The sequence below is a fragment of the Campylobacter sp. 19-13652 genome, from assembly GCF_019702925.1.
Taxonomy (GTDB): Bacteria; Campylobacterota; Campylobacteria; order Campylobacterales; family Campylobacteraceae; genus Campylobacter_A.
On the sequence record NZ_AP024713.1, the window covers coordinates 1303938 to 1320394 of the forward strand.

Annotated in this window: 16 protein-coding genes; 8 read left to right on the top strand and 8 right to left on the bottom strand. The window is 41.8% G+C overall.

What is annotated here, in order from left to right:
* Position 1: 1 nt before the first annotated feature.
* The 7 genes from LBC_RS06330 to gatC are packed head-to-tail and all read right to left on the bottom strand — an operon-like array spanning position 2 to position 5789.
* Entirely contained in the window at positions 2–544 is a 543-nt protein-coding gene (locus LBC_RS06330) for a DUF1882 domain-containing protein (RefSeq protein WP_221253578.1), read from the bottom strand.
* Positions 544–1788 carry a serine hydroxymethyltransferase gene (locus tag LBC_RS06335; RefSeq protein ID WP_221253580.1) on the bottom strand — a complete coding sequence of 415 codons (1245 nt, stop codon included), beginning with the start codon at positions 1786–1788 and terminating at the stop codon, positions 544–546. Before LBC_RS06335 ends, LBC_RS06330 begins: the two co-directional genes overlap by 1 nt.
* Positions 1785–3290, bottom strand: coding sequence for a lysine--tRNA ligase (lysS, locus tag LBC_RS06340; RefSeq protein WP_221253581.1), 1506 nt, complete (start codon positions 3288–3290; stop codon positions 1785–1787). Before lysS ends, LBC_RS06335 begins: the two co-directional genes overlap by 4 nt.
* Entirely contained in the window at positions 3287–3757 is a 471-nt protein-coding gene (locus LBC_RS06345; RefSeq protein WP_221253583.1) for a Fur family transcriptional regulator, read from the bottom strand. Before LBC_RS06345 ends, lysS begins: the two co-directional genes overlap by 4 nt.
* Positions 3757–4497 carry a CvpA family protein gene (locus tag LBC_RS06350; RefSeq protein ID WP_221253584.1) on the bottom strand — a complete coding sequence of 247 codons (741 nt, stop codon included), beginning with the start codon at positions 4495–4497 and terminating at the stop codon, positions 3757–3759. The genes LBC_RS06345 and LBC_RS06350 overlap by 1 nt, the downstream gene beginning before the upstream one ends.
* A gap of 9 nt (positions 4498–4506) precedes the next feature.
* Positions 4507–5496: a type IV pilus twitching motility protein PilT gene (locus tag LBC_RS06355; RefSeq protein ID WP_221253585.1), complete on the bottom strand. Its 990-nt coding sequence runs from the start codon at positions 5494–5496 to the stop codon at positions 4507–4509.
* Between the two features lie 5 nt (positions 5497–5501).
* Entirely contained in the window at positions 5502–5789 is a 288-nt protein-coding gene (gatC, locus tag LBC_RS06360) for an Asp-tRNA(Asn)/Glu-tRNA(Gln) amidotransferase subunit GatC (RefSeq protein ID WP_221253587.1), read from the bottom strand.
* Positions 5790–5911: 122 nt separating this feature from the next.
* On the opposite strand from gatC, the gene LBC_RS06365 reads away from it, so the two are divergent.
* The 5 genes from LBC_RS06365 to hisG are packed head-to-tail and all read left to right on the top strand — an operon-like array spanning position 5912 to position 9036.
* The gene (locus tag LBC_RS06365) at positions 5912–6475 is read left to right on the top strand and encodes a hypothetical protein (RefSeq protein WP_221253590.1); all 564 of its coding nucleotides are present in this window, start codon (positions 5912–5914) and stop codon (positions 6473–6475) included.
* Positions 6472–7473 (top strand): PQQ-like beta-propeller repeat protein, encoded by a 1002-nt coding sequence (locus LBC_RS06370; RefSeq protein WP_221253592.1) that lies wholly within the window; start codon positions 6472–6474, stop codon positions 7471–7473. Before LBC_RS06365 ends, LBC_RS06370 begins: the two co-directional genes overlap by 4 nt.
* Positions 7473–7802, top strand: a complete 330-nt coding sequence (locus LBC_RS06375) for a hypothetical protein (protein ID WP_221253593.1) — start codon at positions 7473–7475, stop codon at positions 7800–7802. Before LBC_RS06370 ends, LBC_RS06375 begins: the two co-directional genes overlap by 1 nt.
* Positions 7799–8425 (top strand): type III pantothenate kinase, encoded by a 627-nt coding sequence (locus tag LBC_RS06380; RefSeq protein ID WP_221253595.1) that lies wholly within the window; start codon positions 7799–7801, stop codon positions 8423–8425. The genes LBC_RS06375 and LBC_RS06380 overlap by 4 nt, the downstream gene beginning before the upstream one ends.
* Positions 8422–9036 carry an ATP phosphoribosyltransferase gene (gene hisG, locus LBC_RS06385; protein ID WP_221253598.1) on the top strand — a complete coding sequence of 205 codons (615 nt, stop codon included), beginning with the start codon at positions 8422–8424 and terminating at the stop codon, positions 9034–9036. Before LBC_RS06380 ends, hisG begins: the two co-directional genes overlap by 4 nt.
* Before the next feature lie 513 nt (positions 9037–9549).
* Here the strand turns inward: hisG and LBC_RS06390 are convergent.
* Positions 9550–10644 carry a CinA family protein gene (locus tag LBC_RS06390; RefSeq protein ID WP_221253600.1) on the bottom strand — a complete coding sequence of 365 codons (1095 nt, stop codon included), beginning with the start codon at positions 10642–10644 and terminating at the stop codon, positions 9550–9552.
* Positions 10645–10746: 102 nt separating this feature from the next.
* Between LBC_RS06390 and ileS the strand changes: the two genes are divergently transcribed.
* From ileS to guaB, 3 genes are all read left to right on the top strand, one after another.
* On the top strand, positions 10747–13503 hold the full coding sequence (ileS, locus tag LBC_RS06395) for an isoleucine--tRNA ligase (protein WP_221253602.1): 2757 nt from the start codon (positions 10747–10749) through the stop codon (positions 13501–13503).
* A gap of 99 nt (positions 13504–13602) precedes the next feature.
* The gene (gene gatA, locus LBC_RS06400) at positions 13603–14961 is read left to right on the top strand and encodes an Asp-tRNA(Asn)/Glu-tRNA(Gln) amidotransferase subunit GatA (protein WP_221253604.1); all 1359 of its coding nucleotides are present in this window, start codon (positions 13603–13605) and stop codon (positions 14959–14961) included.
* A 3-nt stretch (positions 14962–14964) separates the two neighbouring features.
* Complete coding sequence (gene guaB / locus LBC_RS06405) at positions 14965–16413, top strand: IMP dehydrogenase (protein ID WP_221253605.1); 1449 nt, start codon at positions 14965–14967, stop codon at positions 16411–16413.
* The last annotated feature ends 44 nt before the right edge of the window (positions 16414–16457 follow it).

The following is a 16457-nucleotide window of genomic DNA, read 5'->3' on the forward strand; positions in this document are numbered from 1 at the left end:
CTTACATATGTTTTGACCAGCTGGCGCCGCGCTCTTTCGCGTAAAGCTTATAAGGCAGTGCTAGGATATTAAACTCGCGTGGCAGGTCTAGGTTTGGAAACATTCTCCACTCCTTTACAAGCCTTTGCGATAGCTTCATACTTAGCATATTTGCTAGCTGGTGGGCTTCATTTAGCGTGGTGTGTCCCTTATGCACGTATAGGTGCAGGTGTCCTGGGGTCTTGCTCTCGTAGGCGGTGAAATTTATATACCCCTCCTCACGTAGCAGCAGCTGAGCCCTGTGCCAAAATCTATCAGGCATTCTGCCGTTATAATCAAAAACGATGTTTTCTACCTTGTCAAGGCGGTTTATGAGCGAGTGGGCGACGATGATTTTATTCTCATCGTGCTCTTTTATCACTTTAAAATTTAGTGGCTCATCGACACGTTCAAATTTATCAAACAGCGTCCGCCCCTTAAACTCAAGCTTATTTACTATCGTATCACGCTTGATGTAGTAATGATCAGTCAGCATTTTTATTAGCGTAGTGTCTATTCCTTGCATTAATACATCGCCTTATCGTAGATTATGAAATTGTGCGCTAGGGCTTTTAGCTCCTCTTTTATCTTTGCCTGAAGGCTAGCGTTATTTATATCATCAAGCACGTCGGCTATGCGGTTTGCGATTATTTCAAACTCAGCTTCACCCATACCACGAGCCGTTAGCGCTGGGCTTCCGATACGTACGCCGCTTGTTACAAACGGGCTTCGCTTCTCGCCTGGGACGGTGTTTTTATTTACCGTTATGCCAGCCTGCCCTAGGGCGATGTCTGCGTCCTTGCCGCTGTATGGCTTATCGCTTAGGTTAAGCAGCACTAGGTGGTTATCCGTCCCGCCACTTACTAGCTCAAAGCCACGCTTTATCAGCACTTCGGCCAGGGTTTTGGCGTTTGCTTTTACCTGCTTTGCATAGACTTTCCACTCATCGCTTAGGTTAAATTTAAACCCAACCGCCTTTGCAGCTATGACATTCATCAAAGGTCCGCCCTGAATGCCTGGGAATATGCTTGAGTTTATCTTTTTAGCTATCTCTTCGTTGTTTGTCATTATGATACCCCCACGTGGCCCGCGTAGGGTCTTGTGCGTAGTGGAGCTTACCACGTCGCAGTGTGGGAAGGGGTTATTATGCTCACCAGCCACGACTAGCCCAGCTATGTGAGCTACGTCGGCAAAGAGATACGCCCCCACACTATCGGCTATTTCTCTAAATTTAGCAAAGTCTATCTGCCTAGCGTAGGCACTTGCGCCACACACTATCATCTTTGGCTTTACGATGTTTGCGATGTCTGCTACTCGGTCGTAGTTTATGCGTCCGTCAAGCTCCACGCCGTAAAAAAAGCTCTCATACATCTTGCCGCTACTGCTTACCTTTGCGCCGTGGGTCAGGTGTCCGCCGTGGCTTAGATCCATACCTAGGATTTTATCCCCACGATTTAGCAGCGCGCCATACACGCCCTGATTTGCCTGGCTGCCGCTGTTTGGCTGGACGTTTGCATACTCGCAGCCAAAGAGTGCTTTGCACCTATCGATGGCGATTTGCTCTATCTCATCGACAAATTCGCACCCGCCATAGTATCGCTTGCCAGGGTAGCCCTCGGCGTATTTGTTTGTAAGCACAGAACCTAGAGCCTCGATGACTTCAGGCAGAGTGAAGTTTTCACTAGCTATCATCTCAAGATGATCGGTCTGCCTTTTTAGCTCGGCACTTGTTAGGGCGTAAATCTCGTTGTCAAATTTTTCTAAGCTCATTGTTCGTCCTTTTTTGATTTTAGTGGTCTCATCGCTGGGAAAAGTATCACGTCTTTGATTGATTTTTTGTTAGTCAGCAGCATTACAAGGCGGTCTATACCAATACCCTCTCCAGCCGTTGGCGGCATAGCGTATCCTAGGGCTTCGACGTAGTCCTCGTCCATCTCGTGAGCCTCCTCATCGCCTGCGTTTTTAGCATCTATTTGAGCCTTAAATCTCTCATACTGATCAAGCGGATCATTTAGCTCATTAAAGCCATTTGCCAGCTCCCTGCCAGCTATAAAAAGCTCGAAACGCTCGGCTATTTCTGGGTCTTTATCGCTCCTGCGAGATAGTGGGCTAATTGAGATAGGAAAATCAACGATAAAGGTCGGATTAATAAGCTTGCTTTCAACATAATTATCAAAAAGCTCGGCTTGAATTTGTCCCAAATCAAGCTTTGCATTGGCCTCAAAGCCGTCACTTGCAAGCTTGGCCAGAGCCTTGTCTTTATCGTGAATAATCTCAGGTGAAATGCCGCCTATTTTTTCTATGGCTTCGTGATAGCTCACCCTTGCAAACGGCTTTGAAAAGTCAATCTGCATTCCGTCAAATTCAATCACGCTAGGCAGGTTTAGCCGCTTTAAAAGAGTGCTAAAAAGCTCCTCGGTTAGGTTCATCAGATCCTCATAAGTGTGATACGCCCAGTAAAACTCAATGCTTGTAAATTCAGGATTATGAGTTAGGTCAATGCCCTCGTTTCTAAAGCAGCGATTTATCTCATACACTGCTTCAAAGCCGCCCACGACGAGCCTTTTTAGGTATAGCTCGGGCGCTATTCGCAAGTAGCGGTCTACGCCCAGGGCGTTGTGGTGCGTGATAAATGGCTTAGCCGCCGCACCGCCTGCTATTGGGTGCATCATCGGTGTTTCGACTTCTAAAAAGCCCTGATTTTCAAAAAACTGACGTATGGTGCTAACGATGATTGAGCGTTTTTTAAAATCATCTCTAACTTCGGCGTTCATTATCATATCAAGATAGCGACGGCGGTAGCGAGTTTCGGTGTCTGTTAGGCCGTGGAATTTCTCAGGCAGGGGCGAAACTGCCTTGCTAGCTAGAGTTATGGCGCTTGCGTGCAGGCTAAACTCGCCAGTTTGTGTGGCAAACGGATAACCGCTAGCGATGATTATATCGCCCACTTCGACGTTTTGGGTGATAAATTTAAACTCATCATCGCCCAGGCTATTTTTGTTAAAATAAATTTGCACACTGCCGCTTTCGTCTTCTATGTTTGCAAAGACTGCTTTTCCAGCATTTCGTAGTAGCTTTATCCGCCCAGCTATGCTTACGCTTACGTCCGTATCTTTTCTGCTTTCGCTGTCGCAGACATAGGAGTAGCCAGAGCGAAAATCCGCCACGCTAAGCTCTTTTTTCAGATAGTGTGGGTATGCCACCCTGCCTTCGTTTTTGATGTTTTGTATGGTTTGTAGTCTTAGTTTTTGCTGTTCGTTTTCAAATATCACTTTGCCCCCTTAGCCTCTTTATCGCACTCAGCGCAGATACCATATAGCTGCATCATATGCCCTGTAAGCTTAAAACCATGCTCTTTTGCAATTGAGACTTGGCGCTTTTCTATGGTATTATCCTCAAATTCTATAATCTTGCCGCACTTTCTGCATATCATATGATCGTGGTGTGGCTTATTTGCTAGCTCAAATTTCTTCCCCTGCGCACCGAAACTAATAGACGTAACAAGCTCGCTTTCTTCGAGCAAATTAAGCGTACGATAAACTGTAGCAATGCCTAGGTTTAGCTCAGGATGTAGCTCTTTTATATACACATAAAGTCTTTCAGGAGTAAAATGTCCGTCGTTATGATATAGCGTTTGTAGCAATATCTCACGCTGTTTTGTAAATTTTAAACCATTGTCTCGTAGGACTTTTTTAAATTTATCAAGCAAGGTGTCGTATTCTAAATTTTCTATATTCATCACTTCTCCTTATAGTCTATTTCACTGTTATTTTCGCTATTTGTTGGCTCTTGCAAATGCCCTTCATCCTCTACTTTTGCGCTATTTTTATCTTGTGAGCTATCATCTGCATTTGGCTCTATATTAGGCTTAGCATTTTCACTTTCAATATCCTTACTAGGCTCACTTACCTCTGATTTAGGCTCGATATTTTCACTATTTTCTTTAGTATCAAAATGCTCGTTGAGTTTTTTATTTATCTCATTTACATCTAAATTTAAAACCCAAGCACCAGTATTTAATAGCATATTATAAGCAGTAGAGTTTCCTATTACTGGTTTTATAACCTCTCCTATAAAATTCATTCTCATTAGCACAGCAAGAAGCGCAGAAAGTATTAAAAATACCTTTGCTCCACCAGCTATAAAGCCACCTAGCCTATCGACAAATCCAAGTCCGCTAAGCCCTACAAGCTTCCTTATAAAAGCACCCACAAAAAGACATAAGAGCCAAAACCCTATAAAGAGTACCACAAAGCCAACCGTATGAGCCATAACTGATTTTTCAAATTTATATATATGCTCGCTTATTAAGTTTCCAGCCTCGATGTTAAATCTGCTTGCAATTATGATACCGCCTATTAGCCCTACAAGCCCAAAAACTTCGCGTATAAGCCCATTTATAAAGCCCTTAACGCCAAGCAGTAAAACCACAAGCAAAAGCACCAAATCAAACCAGTTAAACCCTTGTAAAAACTCCATTAACACACCTTAAAATATAGTTTTATTTATATCCTCGCGGATACGGCCTTGCTTTATCGCCATAGATAAAGCATCATCAAACAGTACAGAACCAGCCTCCCTAGAGATTTGCATACTAGCAGATAGCTCTGCAGTATTTCCTTCTCGTATTAAATTTACGCTCGCATTTGTCCTAGCAAGCACTTCAAAAACCGCTTCCTTAGTGCCATTTACTCCATTAAATAGCCTTTGATAAACGATAGCTAGCATATTTTCTGCCAAACTAGCTCTTAAAATAGCCTCCTCAGCGCCACCCATGGCAATAGCCTTCACCACAGCTCCTACAGCACTACTAGCATGCATGCTAGCAAGCACTAAATGCCCAGTCTCGGCCGCATTTAAGGCAGCCTTTAAGGTAGCAACATCTCTAATCTCACCTACCATTATAACATCAGGAGACTGCCTAAGCGCCGCCCTTAAACCATCATCATAGCTAGCACAATCAGAGCCTATCTCACGCTGAGTAAATATGCTATTTTTTGATGCAAAAACAAACTCAACTGGATCTTCTATAGTGATTATGTGTTTAAAAGAGTTTAAGTTTATCCACTCAAGCATGGCGGCTAGTGTGGTACTTTTACCGCTTGAAGTAGCGCCCACTACTAGCACTAGCCCTTGCGATTTTAGGGCTGAAGCTTTCAGAATTTCAGGGTAACCAGCACATATATCTGGAGCGTTTTTAGGTAAAATTCTAAGTACCGCACTAATACGATTTAGGCTTTTGTAAAAATTTGCCCTAATCCTACGCCCACAAATGCCAAATCCAGCGTCTAAATCATGCCCTTTAAAATCCCCAAAACCAGTCGCCAAAGTAAGCAATGAGGTCATATCATCATCGCTAATCACCCTATCATCAAAATGCCTAACACCATCTAAACCCCTAGTATATGGGGCTTCACCTACTCTTAGATATAGGTCTGTGGCATTTTTGTCTATGGCTTTAGCGATTAGATCTAGCATTAATTTTACTCAATAATTTTTGGCACTACAAAGAAGTGGTCTTTTGCCGCTGGCGCGTGTTTAAGCACGCTATCTATCACATCGCTTGCTCTTGCGACATCGTCTCTAAGTGGCGTAGCGCCATTTGCCGCACTAGATAGCGCCTCATCGTGGCTTAAATCAAGCTCGTTTAAAACCTCGACAAATTCAACGATATTACTTAGCTGCGACACTACCTCAGCGCGCGAATCCTCGCTTATTTTAAGCGCAGAAAGACTCTCCAGCTTACAAAGCAGATTTTCATCAATTTGCATAAATCGCCTTTTAAAAACTCAAATTTTTGCCCATTATAGCATAAATAGCTTTAAAATTTTGGAATGTTTTTAAAATATTTATGATACAATTAAAGCTTTAAAATAGTATCAAAAGGACAAACTTGGCTATAAAAGATGATTTAAATGTAATAAAACAAGAGCTAAATGCTCAAGAGCAGTTTTTAGAAAACGCTATTAAGACCGAGAGATTTTTTAAAAAGTATAGCAAAATTTTCATAATCATACTTGTTTTGATAATAGCTTGGGCTGGCTATAGATATACTAGCGATTATTTAAATTCCAAAAAACTACAAACAGCAAATAAAGCCTACGCAGCCCTGCTACTAAACCCAAATGATAACGAGGCAAAAAGCATTCTAAGAGCCGACGCACCATCGCTTTTAGCTATACTAGAATTTAAAGAACTTAGCAAAAATGGCGACATAGAAGGTATTAAAAAGCTTGCGAATGAGAAAATCGATCCGCTCTTGGCAAAAATTTTCCTAGCTAGCATAGGAGAAAAGAGTGAGGGAATTTTAGCTGATTATAATAGTGCACTTGAGGCTTTTGCCATGCTAAAAGAGGGCGAGGTAAAGCAAGCTGATGAAATTTTTGCAAAAATACCTACAAATTCGGACTTAAACAACCTAATAAAAAATCTAAAACACTATCAGGATATAAAATGAAAAAAACTCTTTTAATCACTATGGTAGCGGCTCTTGTACTTGTAGGCTGCTCAACAAAAAGGCAATATTTTGAAACTGAAAATATAGAAAAAGAGCTCTCATACACATCAAGCTTATCATCAAGCATAGTCTCATCAAATAGCGCTGGTGCAACCCTAAAAAATGGAGACATAATCACAAAAGACGGCGTAAAAAGCGGCTATGGGCTAGATAAGGGATATAGTATGCTCTCAAGCAACGACGGACTAATAATAGCGGCTAATATAGATGGTGATTTGCGTGTAAAAAATAGCGGAGGAATTAGTATTTATAGCCATAAATTCCCAGAAGCTATCGTATCAGCAGCACTAAAGGATGATCAATTAGCAGCAATTAGCGCAAACAACAATCTTTACCTACTAGACATAAATAAAGACGAAGTACTAATGCAGTATGCCTCAAGAGAAGTTTATGCTATAGACTCAAGAGCCGCAAGCCCTGTATTTTTAGGCTCCATAATCATCTACCCATCGCTTGATGGTAAAATTTATATCCTAAATAGAGCCACCTCACAGCTTGTAAAAGACGTAACAATAAGCTCTGATGAGTTTTTTAATAACGTAATATTCCTAGATACAACAGGTGATACCATGATAGCAGCGACAGCAAAGCGCGTAATATCCATAAGTCCAGAAAAAACAGTCTATTATGACGGCGAGATAAAGGATGTTTTAGTGCATGATAAAGACGTCTATATACTAAAAAAAGACGGCACTATACTGCGTACTGATTTAGATTTGGTTGTAAAAAACAAGGCATATTTTAAATTCGCCATCTTTACTGGAGCTAGTATAAATGACGGAAATTTATATGCCGTAGAAAAAACAGGCTATCTTTTTAAAATGGGACTTGATTTAAGCGACGAACAAATTTATAAGCTTCCTAGCGAAATAGACGAAAGGTCGTATATAAGCGGTGGTACGCTTTATTTTGGGGATAGATACTTAAACTTAAAATAATGAATATATACGAGCTTTTAAACTCAAAAAATATCCTCCTGCCAAAGCTTAGTGCGTTTGATATATCAACTATTAGTAAAAAGCGCACCATAAAGGCTTGGCTTGGTGTCGATACAAAAGATTTTTATACCCTAATAATCATACGAGAAGCAAAGGTCAGGCTATTATCAAAAGAGGCTCTTGAGATAGAGGATTTGCGTCAAAAAATCTGCCTCCAGCAAGGACATGCAATAAAAAAGATGATACTATTTTACTCATCTCAGGCTTGCTCTAAAGCTTTAACACTTCTTAAACAAAATCAGTGGCAATGCGTAAAGGCAGAAGCATGACGCTTTGCGATATAGGAAACACAAACGCCACCTTTTATAATGACGGCTTAATAAATAGGCTAAAAATTGATGATTTTTTAGAATTTACACCGCAAAATCCGATATATTACATAAGCGTAAATGATAGATTAAAAGAACATTTAAATAAGCAAAAACTTTTTATAAATTTAGAACCACACTTTAACCTAAAATCACAGTATAAAGGCTTAGGTATAGATAGGGTGGCTGCTTGCGCAGGGGCTTATGACGGAGTGATAGTAGACGCTGGAAGCGCTATAACAGTCGATATAATGGATAATGGCTATCATAAAGGGGGATTTATCCTACCTGGTATAAGCAAAATGCTAAAAACATACGAAAGTATATCGCCAAGGCTTAAAGTGGCATTAAATTCAAAGCCAGACCTAAAAACCCTTCCGCAAAACACAAAAGATGCAGTGAGCTTTGGCATAATAGCGCCCATAGTGAGCATAATCTCACAAATAGCTAAAAATAGGCGCATATATTTTACAGGTGGGGATGGGGAGTTTTTATCGTGCTTTTTTGAGAATGCAATATATGATAAAATGCTCGTTTTTCGCTCAATGCAACAACTAATAAAACAAAAAAGGCTTAATAAATGATAACAGTCGCTTTACCAAAGGGTAGGATAGCTAATCAGACACTTGAAATTTTTGAAAGTGTATTTAAAAGCGAGTTTAAATTTGAAGATAGAAAACTAATACTAAATCAGGGTGATTTTAGATTTTTAATGGTGCGAAATCAAGACATACCTGCATACGTGGTAGAGGGTGCTGCTGACGTGGGAGTGGTTGGACTTGATGTGCTAGCAGAGCATCGTCCAGATGTGGTGAGGCTACTTGATTTAAAGATAGGCAAGTGCCGCATATGTGTAGGCACCGTAGCTGGAAAAGAGCCTGATTTTACACAGCCTGAAATCAAAGTCGCTACTAAAATGCCTCAAATCGCGAGAGAGTATTTTGCAAATCACGCAATAGCAGCAAAGATAATAAAGCTATATGGCTCTATTGAACTAGCCCCACTTATAGGACTTTCTGACGTTATTGTGGATGTGGTTGAGACTGGTGCAACGATGAAGCAAAATGGATTAACTGTAACACATACAATAATGCAAAGTTCCGCTCATCTAATAGCAAACAAATCAAGCTATATAGTAAAAAAAGAGGCTATTTTAGATCTTTACGAAAAGATAGCCTCACATGTAAACGGCTAGACTTAAAGATAAATTAGCTACAATTTAAGCATTCACATTAGGCATGTCTAATTTAAGTTATTTTTATAGGGCTTTATTTAAAATAGCACTGCTTTTTTATGCATTACAACAAACCAAGCACCTTTAATTCACGCTAGTGGCTTTTGGCATTATCGCATCGCTTTGCAATGTAGGCACGATTTTTAGCAGGATAGCTTTTTAAGGCATGATAAATTTAAATTCACTTTTAAATTAAGCCTTAAAAATAATTTATTACAGTAAAATGCCGATATAGCAGGTATTTGCGTGCAGTGTTAATGTCGTTTTAAGCGTAGCAAAATTTAAATAAAACATCCAAATAATCCCAAAATATGCTCCAAAAGCTTTTAAATTTATGTAGTCTTAAGGCATCTTTTTTAAAAATTATGGATAAAATGCATTATAAATTTAATACCCTAAAGCACAAAAATAGCGCATTATATCTTAAATTCTTTCTTAAAATCGCCATAACCAAAGCCATCAATGCAAGCAATCCTAAGCAAAAAACACATCTGGCGCAAGCCTTAAAAGGCAGGCTATGCAAGCTGTTACGCTTTGAGTGCGTACATACTCCCTATCACCAGCTAAAAGCAGCCTCTCTACAAGCACACCTCCTTTGCTACTCGCTGCACCCACATACACCGTACCTACTGGCTTTTGTGACGTGCCACCACCTGGCCCTGCTATACCGCTTACCGCTAGAGCAAAATCCGCCCCACTCCTAGCCAAAGCCCCTTTTAGCATCTCCTGCACACACGGCTCACTCACTGCACCATAGCTTTTAAGAACCTCATCACCTACCCCTAGCCAGCTATGTTTTAACTGATTTGAGTACGTTATAAGTGAGCCGTCAAACACCTCGCTAACACCTGCTATATCGCCGAACCTAGCCGATAAAAGCCCAGCCGTACAAGACTCAGCAAAGGTTATTTTAAGTCCCTTTTGCATTAGCACACTTGTGATAAATTCAACCTCGTTTTTATAAGGTATCATCTTATTGCTAAAGAGATTTTGCACCCCTTCAAAAAAGCTCGCTATCTGCCCAAATTTTCCAGCCCTAGCCCTTATTAGCACCCAGTTTGGGATTAGCTCACTGCTTGTTAGCTCTACTTCGTAGGTTTTTGCAAGAGGGGTAAGCAGGATATTAGCGCTCTCACTATCTATGTCAAATAGACTAAAATAGGCAAAATCCTTACGCGCGCTACCTAAAATAGCACCCAGTTTTTGAGCTGGTCTAGCTAGGATTAAATTTATCTCGCACTCGCCTATTTTTAATAGCGCTCCATTTTTGGTTACTACCTCAGATTTTGAAGGTGCTAGCAAATCGCCATTTAAAAGCAGCTCATCATCGCCTAAAGTGGCTAGAATTTTTGCGACCGTAGCAAAGCTATCATCGCCTGCATAAATCACAAGGCTATCGTTTAAGCCTATAATCTCCTCTATCATAAAGGGTAAATTTTTATCGCTTTTACTCTGCAAATAAAACGAAGTAGCCTCTCCAAAATGCGCCTCATAAGATGAGATTATATAGCGTTTAAAAGGCTCATTTATATGCAGCTCTTCTCCCACGATTAAAAGAGTGTGTTTCATGATAAAATCCTTTTTTAGGGGTATTATAGCACACATTTTCAGTAGTCTTTAACCCTCGCTTTGGTAAAATCGTCAAATTTAATATCAAAAAAGGGCATAAAAATGGACTATAAAGACACACTTTTACTACCTAGCACAGATTTTCCTATGCGAGGCAGCCTACCCCAGAATGAGCCGCAAACCCTGCAAGCTTGGCAAGAAAACTCCTACGCATACAGCAAAATGAAAAACCTAAGAAAACAAAAGCCAACCTTTACCCTACACGACGGTCCACCATATGCCAACGGACACCTGCACATCGGACACGCACTAAATAAAATTCTAAAAGACACAATATTAAAAACGCACTATTTCTTTGGAGATGACATACGCTACATACCAGGATGGGACTGCCACGGACTACCTATCGAACAGCAAGTTGAAATGAAACTACAAAAAGAAAAAAAAGAGGCAAGCACCACGCAGATACGCTCTATGTGCCGCGAGCATGCGACTGAATTTGTCGGGGTGCAGTCTAGCGAATTTAAAAGCCTAGGCGTTATAGGGGATTTTGAAAATCCGTACCTAACCATGAAGTATGAATTTGAAGCTGACATATACCGCACACTATGTGAGGTAGCTAAAAAGGGGCTTTTAGTAGAAAGAAGTAAGCCAGTATACTGGAGCTGGGCGGCTAAGAGCGCACTAGCTGAAGCAGAGGTAGAGTACGAAGACAAAGAGGATTACTCAATATACGTCGCCTTTAGCCTTGATAAAGATGCCCTAAATGCCCTAGGAGTAAGCGAAGCAAGAGCGGTAATATGGACTACGACACCTTGGACGCTACCAGCAAATCAGGGCATAAGCCTAAAGCCAGATACAATCTACGCAATCACAAGCGAAGGGCTAATCCTAGCAAAAGAGCTAGTAGCGCAACTAAAAGATCTAGGCATAACAAATGGCGAAATAATAAAAGAATTTAACTCCCAAAAATTAGAAAAAACCCACGCCATAAACCCACTAAATGGGCGCAAATCGATATTTTTACTAGGCGATCACGTCGAAACTACAGGCGGTACAGGGCTAGTCCACACAGCTCCAGGGCATGGTGAGGATGACTATAAAGTATGGCGAAAATATGGATTTAGCGAGATTATCATGCCCGTTGATGATGCTGGGCTTTATGATAACACGATAAAACTTCATGCGCTTTTTGAGCCTAGCGTGGCTGATGAGCTTTTGGGAGTGCATATATTTAAGGCAAATGAGAGGATTTTGGAGCTACTTGGTGGGGCGCTACTTCATATGAGTAAATTTATCCACTCATATCCGTTTTGTTGGCGTACACATAAGCCAGTGATTTATCGCGCTACAAAACAGTGGTTTATTACTATGGATGAGCCAGTACTTAATGGCAAAAGCCTGCGAGAAGTGGCGCTAAAAGCGCTTGATAGCGTTAAGTTCTACCCAGAAGCAGGCAGAAATAGAATAACAAGCATGATAGCAAATCGCCCAGACTGGTGCATAAGCCGTCAAAGAGACTGGGGAGTACCAATAGCGTTTTTTAGACACAAAGAGACAAAAGAAGTGATATTTGACGAAGCCATACTAAATCACGTAGCCCAAATATTTCAAGACTGCGGCGCGGACGCATGGTGGAGCCTAACAGTGCAGGAGCTTTTGCCTCCTTGTTGTCATTACGAAGCAAGCGAACTTGAAAAGGTAACGGATATACTTGATGTGTGGTTTGACTCTGGCTCTACGTGGAATGCAGTGCTAAAAAGCGGTCACTACGATGCAGGAAGCTATCCTTGCGATATGTACTTAGAAGGCTCAGACCAGCACCGTGGCTGGTTTCAAAGCTCGCTTCTTTTAAGCTGCGCAGTAAATGGCATAGCGCCTTATAAATCGGTTCTAACCCACGGTTTTACAGTTGATGAAAACGGCTTTAAAATGAGCAAAAGCAAAGGCAATGTCGTAGCCCCGCAAGATGTAGCGCGTGAGTTTGGCGTGGATATTTTACGCCTTTGGGTGAGCTTGAGTGATTATTCAAGCGAGCTAAAAATCAGCCAAAATATCCTAAAACAAGTAAGCGAACAATACCGAAAAATTCGAAACACGATAAGATTTTTACTAGCAAACGTAAATGATCTAACCTCAATAAATACGGACTTTGGACTGCTTGATAGATGGATACTCATGAAAGCCGAGCGAGCCTTTAACGACGCTGCAACAAGCTTTAGAGCATATGATTTTAGCAAGGGCTTTAACATACTTTTAAACTTCCTGTCATCAGATTTAAGCGGCATCTACCTAGACGTCTGCAAAGATAGGCTTTACTGCGACGCAAAAGATGGCATTAGACGCCAAAGCGCACAATCAGCAATGGCGCTAATAGCAAGAAGCCTGCTAGCCCTAATCGCCCCAACTCTCACATACACAGTCGATGAAGTGTTAAAATACGCTCCAGCTATAATTAAAAATGGCGCAAATGATGTATTTGACCTAGTTTATGAGCCGATTAAATTTAACTTTAGCGTAGATGATGAGATGATTCTGGCGGCTAGAGAGAAATTCTTTGAATTAATAGACCCAGCCAAAAAAGAGAAACTTTTAAAAAGCACCCTTGAGCTTGACCTACAAACAAGCGCAGATAGTCTTGTGGCGTTTGACGAGACGGAGATTGCAGATCTATTTACAGTCTCATCCATAAAAGCCATAGATAAAGGCGTGGAAGCGCTATTTGAGTTTGAAATAAATGGATATAAATTTAGGGCCGTTAAATCAAGCGGACACAAATGCCCGCGCTGCTGGAAGCTAAACGCGCAAAATGACGGCGAAGTCTGCCCTAGGTGTGCTGAGGTATTAGCAGATGCTTAGCCAGCCAGTAAGCCCATGGCTTATAGTCTTTAGCATAGCTGGGATACTAGCACTTATAGCCGTTGGGGTAAAGTTTGTAAATAAATTTAAGGAAAAAAGATGATAAGTTTAAAAGAAGCTTTAAAGCTAGACGCTTCACAAATAGCACTCCTAAGAGAGGAGATAGCTCAAAAAGCGAGCCAGACTAAGCACCTAGGCGCATATGTCGAGCAGTTAAAAGGCGAGGAACTGGCCACTAGCGGCAGCGGCATACCAATAGCGATAAAAGACAATATCCAGGTAAAAGACTGGGCGATTACCTGCGCTTCAAATATCTTACAAGGCTACGTTGCGCCATATAACGCAACCGTGATAGAAAAACTCCTTGCGGCGAATTTATCACCATTTGGGCGGACAAATATGGATGAGTTTGCTATGGGAAGTACAACTGAGAGTAGCTTTTACGGACGCACGCTAAATCCTTTAAATAATGAATTTGTCCCAGGTGGCAGTAGTGGCGGCTCAGCCGCAGCAGTCGCAGCTGGCATAGCAGTAGCCGCGCTTGGTTCTGACACAGGCGGTAGCATCCGCCAGCCAGCAGCGTTTTGCGGATGCGTAGGACTAAAGCCAACATACGGTAGGGTAAGCCGCTACGGACTAGCAGCATACTCAAGTAGCCTAGACCAGATAGGACCCATCACGCAAAATGTCGAAGACGCGGCTATTTTATACGACATAATCGCAGGATATGACGCCAAAGATAGCACCAGTGCAAACGTAGAGTTTACTCCAACTGCACCAAATTTAAATAGTGAGCGAAAGCTAAAAATTTGTGTCGTTAGAAACTACGTACAAAACGCAGCCCCTGAAGTAAAAGAGGCACTAAATGCCGCCATAGCAAAGCTACAAAACGCGGGACATAGCATAGTTTATGCTGACCTTGAAGACTCAAAATACGATGTAGCAGCGTACTACATAATAGCAACAGCCGAAGCAAGCGCAAATCTAAGCCGATATGATGGCGTACGATACGGCAGACGTGCGCAGGCAGAAAATTTAAAACAGCTTTACGTAAATAGCCGTAGCGAAGGCTTTGGCGATGAGGTAAAAAGGCGCATACTGCTGGGTACATTTGTGCTAAGCAGCGGATATTACGACGCATACTACATAAAAGCGCAAAAAGCACGCGCCCACATAAAAGCGCAATATGAAAGACTACTTGATGAAGCAGATTTAATCTTTATGCCAGTTAGTCCAAACGTAGGCATAAAATTTGGCGAGGTAAGCGACCCATTAGCTGCGTATTTATCGGATATTTATACAATAAGCGTAAACCTAGCTGGACTTCCGGCCATCACTGTGCCAGTAGCAAAAGCAAGCCAAGGGCTAAGCATATCAGCTCAGCTTATAGGGCGAGCATTTGATGAACAAAGCGTACTTGACGCAGCAAAGAGTTTAGAAAATTTAATAAAAGGATAAGTTATGAAAATAGTCAAACGAGCATTAACATTCGAAGACGTCCTGCTAGTGCCGCAGTACTCAGAAATTTTACCAAAGCAAGTCGACGTACGCACAAAATTTAGCAAAAATATCACGCTAAATATCCCCATAGTCTCAGCTGCCATGGATACTGTCACAGAGCATCGCGCAGCCATCATGATGGCGCGTCTTGGCGGGCTTGGCGTCATACATAAAAATATGGACATAGAAAGCCAAGCAAGAGAGGTAAGACGCGTGAAAAAAAGCGAGAGCGGTGTCATCATAGACCCTATTTTTATCTACCCAGACGCAAGTATCGCTGAGGCTTTAAATTTAATGAGCGAACTTCACATATCTGGCGTGCCAGTAGTGGATAAAGAGCATAAATTAATAGGCATACTAACAAACCGCGACCTGCGCTTTGAGACTGATTTAAGCACAAAAGTGGCTGATAGAATGACAAAAGCCCCACTCATAACAGCACCAAAAGGCTGCACCCTAGATGACGCTGAAAAAATTTTTAGCCAAAACCGTGTAGAAAAGTTACCTATTGTTGATAAAGACGGTAAGCTAGACGGACTAATCACCATAAAAGACCTAAAAAAGAAAAAAGAATATCCAAACGCAAACAAAGATAAAATAGGCAGACTAAGAGTAGCAGCAGCTGTTGGCGTAGGGCAGCTTGATAGGGTAAAAGCCCTTGTAGAAGCCGGAGTGGACGCTATAGTGATGGACTCAGCCCACGGACACACAAAGGGCATTATAGACACACTAAAAGCGATAAAAGAAAACTTTGACGTAGACGTGGTGGTAGGAAATATTGCAAATCCAGCTGCTGTTAAAGACTTAGCCGAGGCTGGAGCTGATGGCATAAAAGTGGGCATAGGACCAGGCTCAATATGTACCACACGCATAGTCGCAGGTGTGGGGGTGCCGCAGATTACCGCTATTGATGATTGCGCTAGCGAAGCCGCAAAATACGGCATACCAGTAATCGCTGATGGGGGCATAAAATATTCAGGCGACATAGCAAAAGCCCTAGCAGCAGGTGCTAGCTGCATAATGGCAGGCAGCTTGCTAGCAGGCTGCGAAGAAAGTCCAGGCGAGATAATCACATTCCAAGGACGCCAGTTTAAGGTATACCGCGGCATGGGAAGTATTGGTGCAATGAGTAGAGGTAGCAGTGATAGATATTTTCAAGAAGGCACTGCAAGCGAAAAGCTAGTACCTGAGGGTATCGAGGGGCGCGTACCGTACGTAGGTAGCATAAAAGACGTACTTCATCAAATGGTAGGCGGACTAAGGAGCGCAATGGGTTATGTGGGCGCAAAAGACATACCTACAATGCAGCAAAAGGCTGAATTTGTCGAGATTACAAGTGCTGGATTAAAAGAGAGTCACGTACACGATGTCATAATCACGCATGAAGCGCCAAACTATAAAGTAAACTAATTTGCATTTAAAAGTCGCCACCGAACATTTTAGTGAGCCTTTAT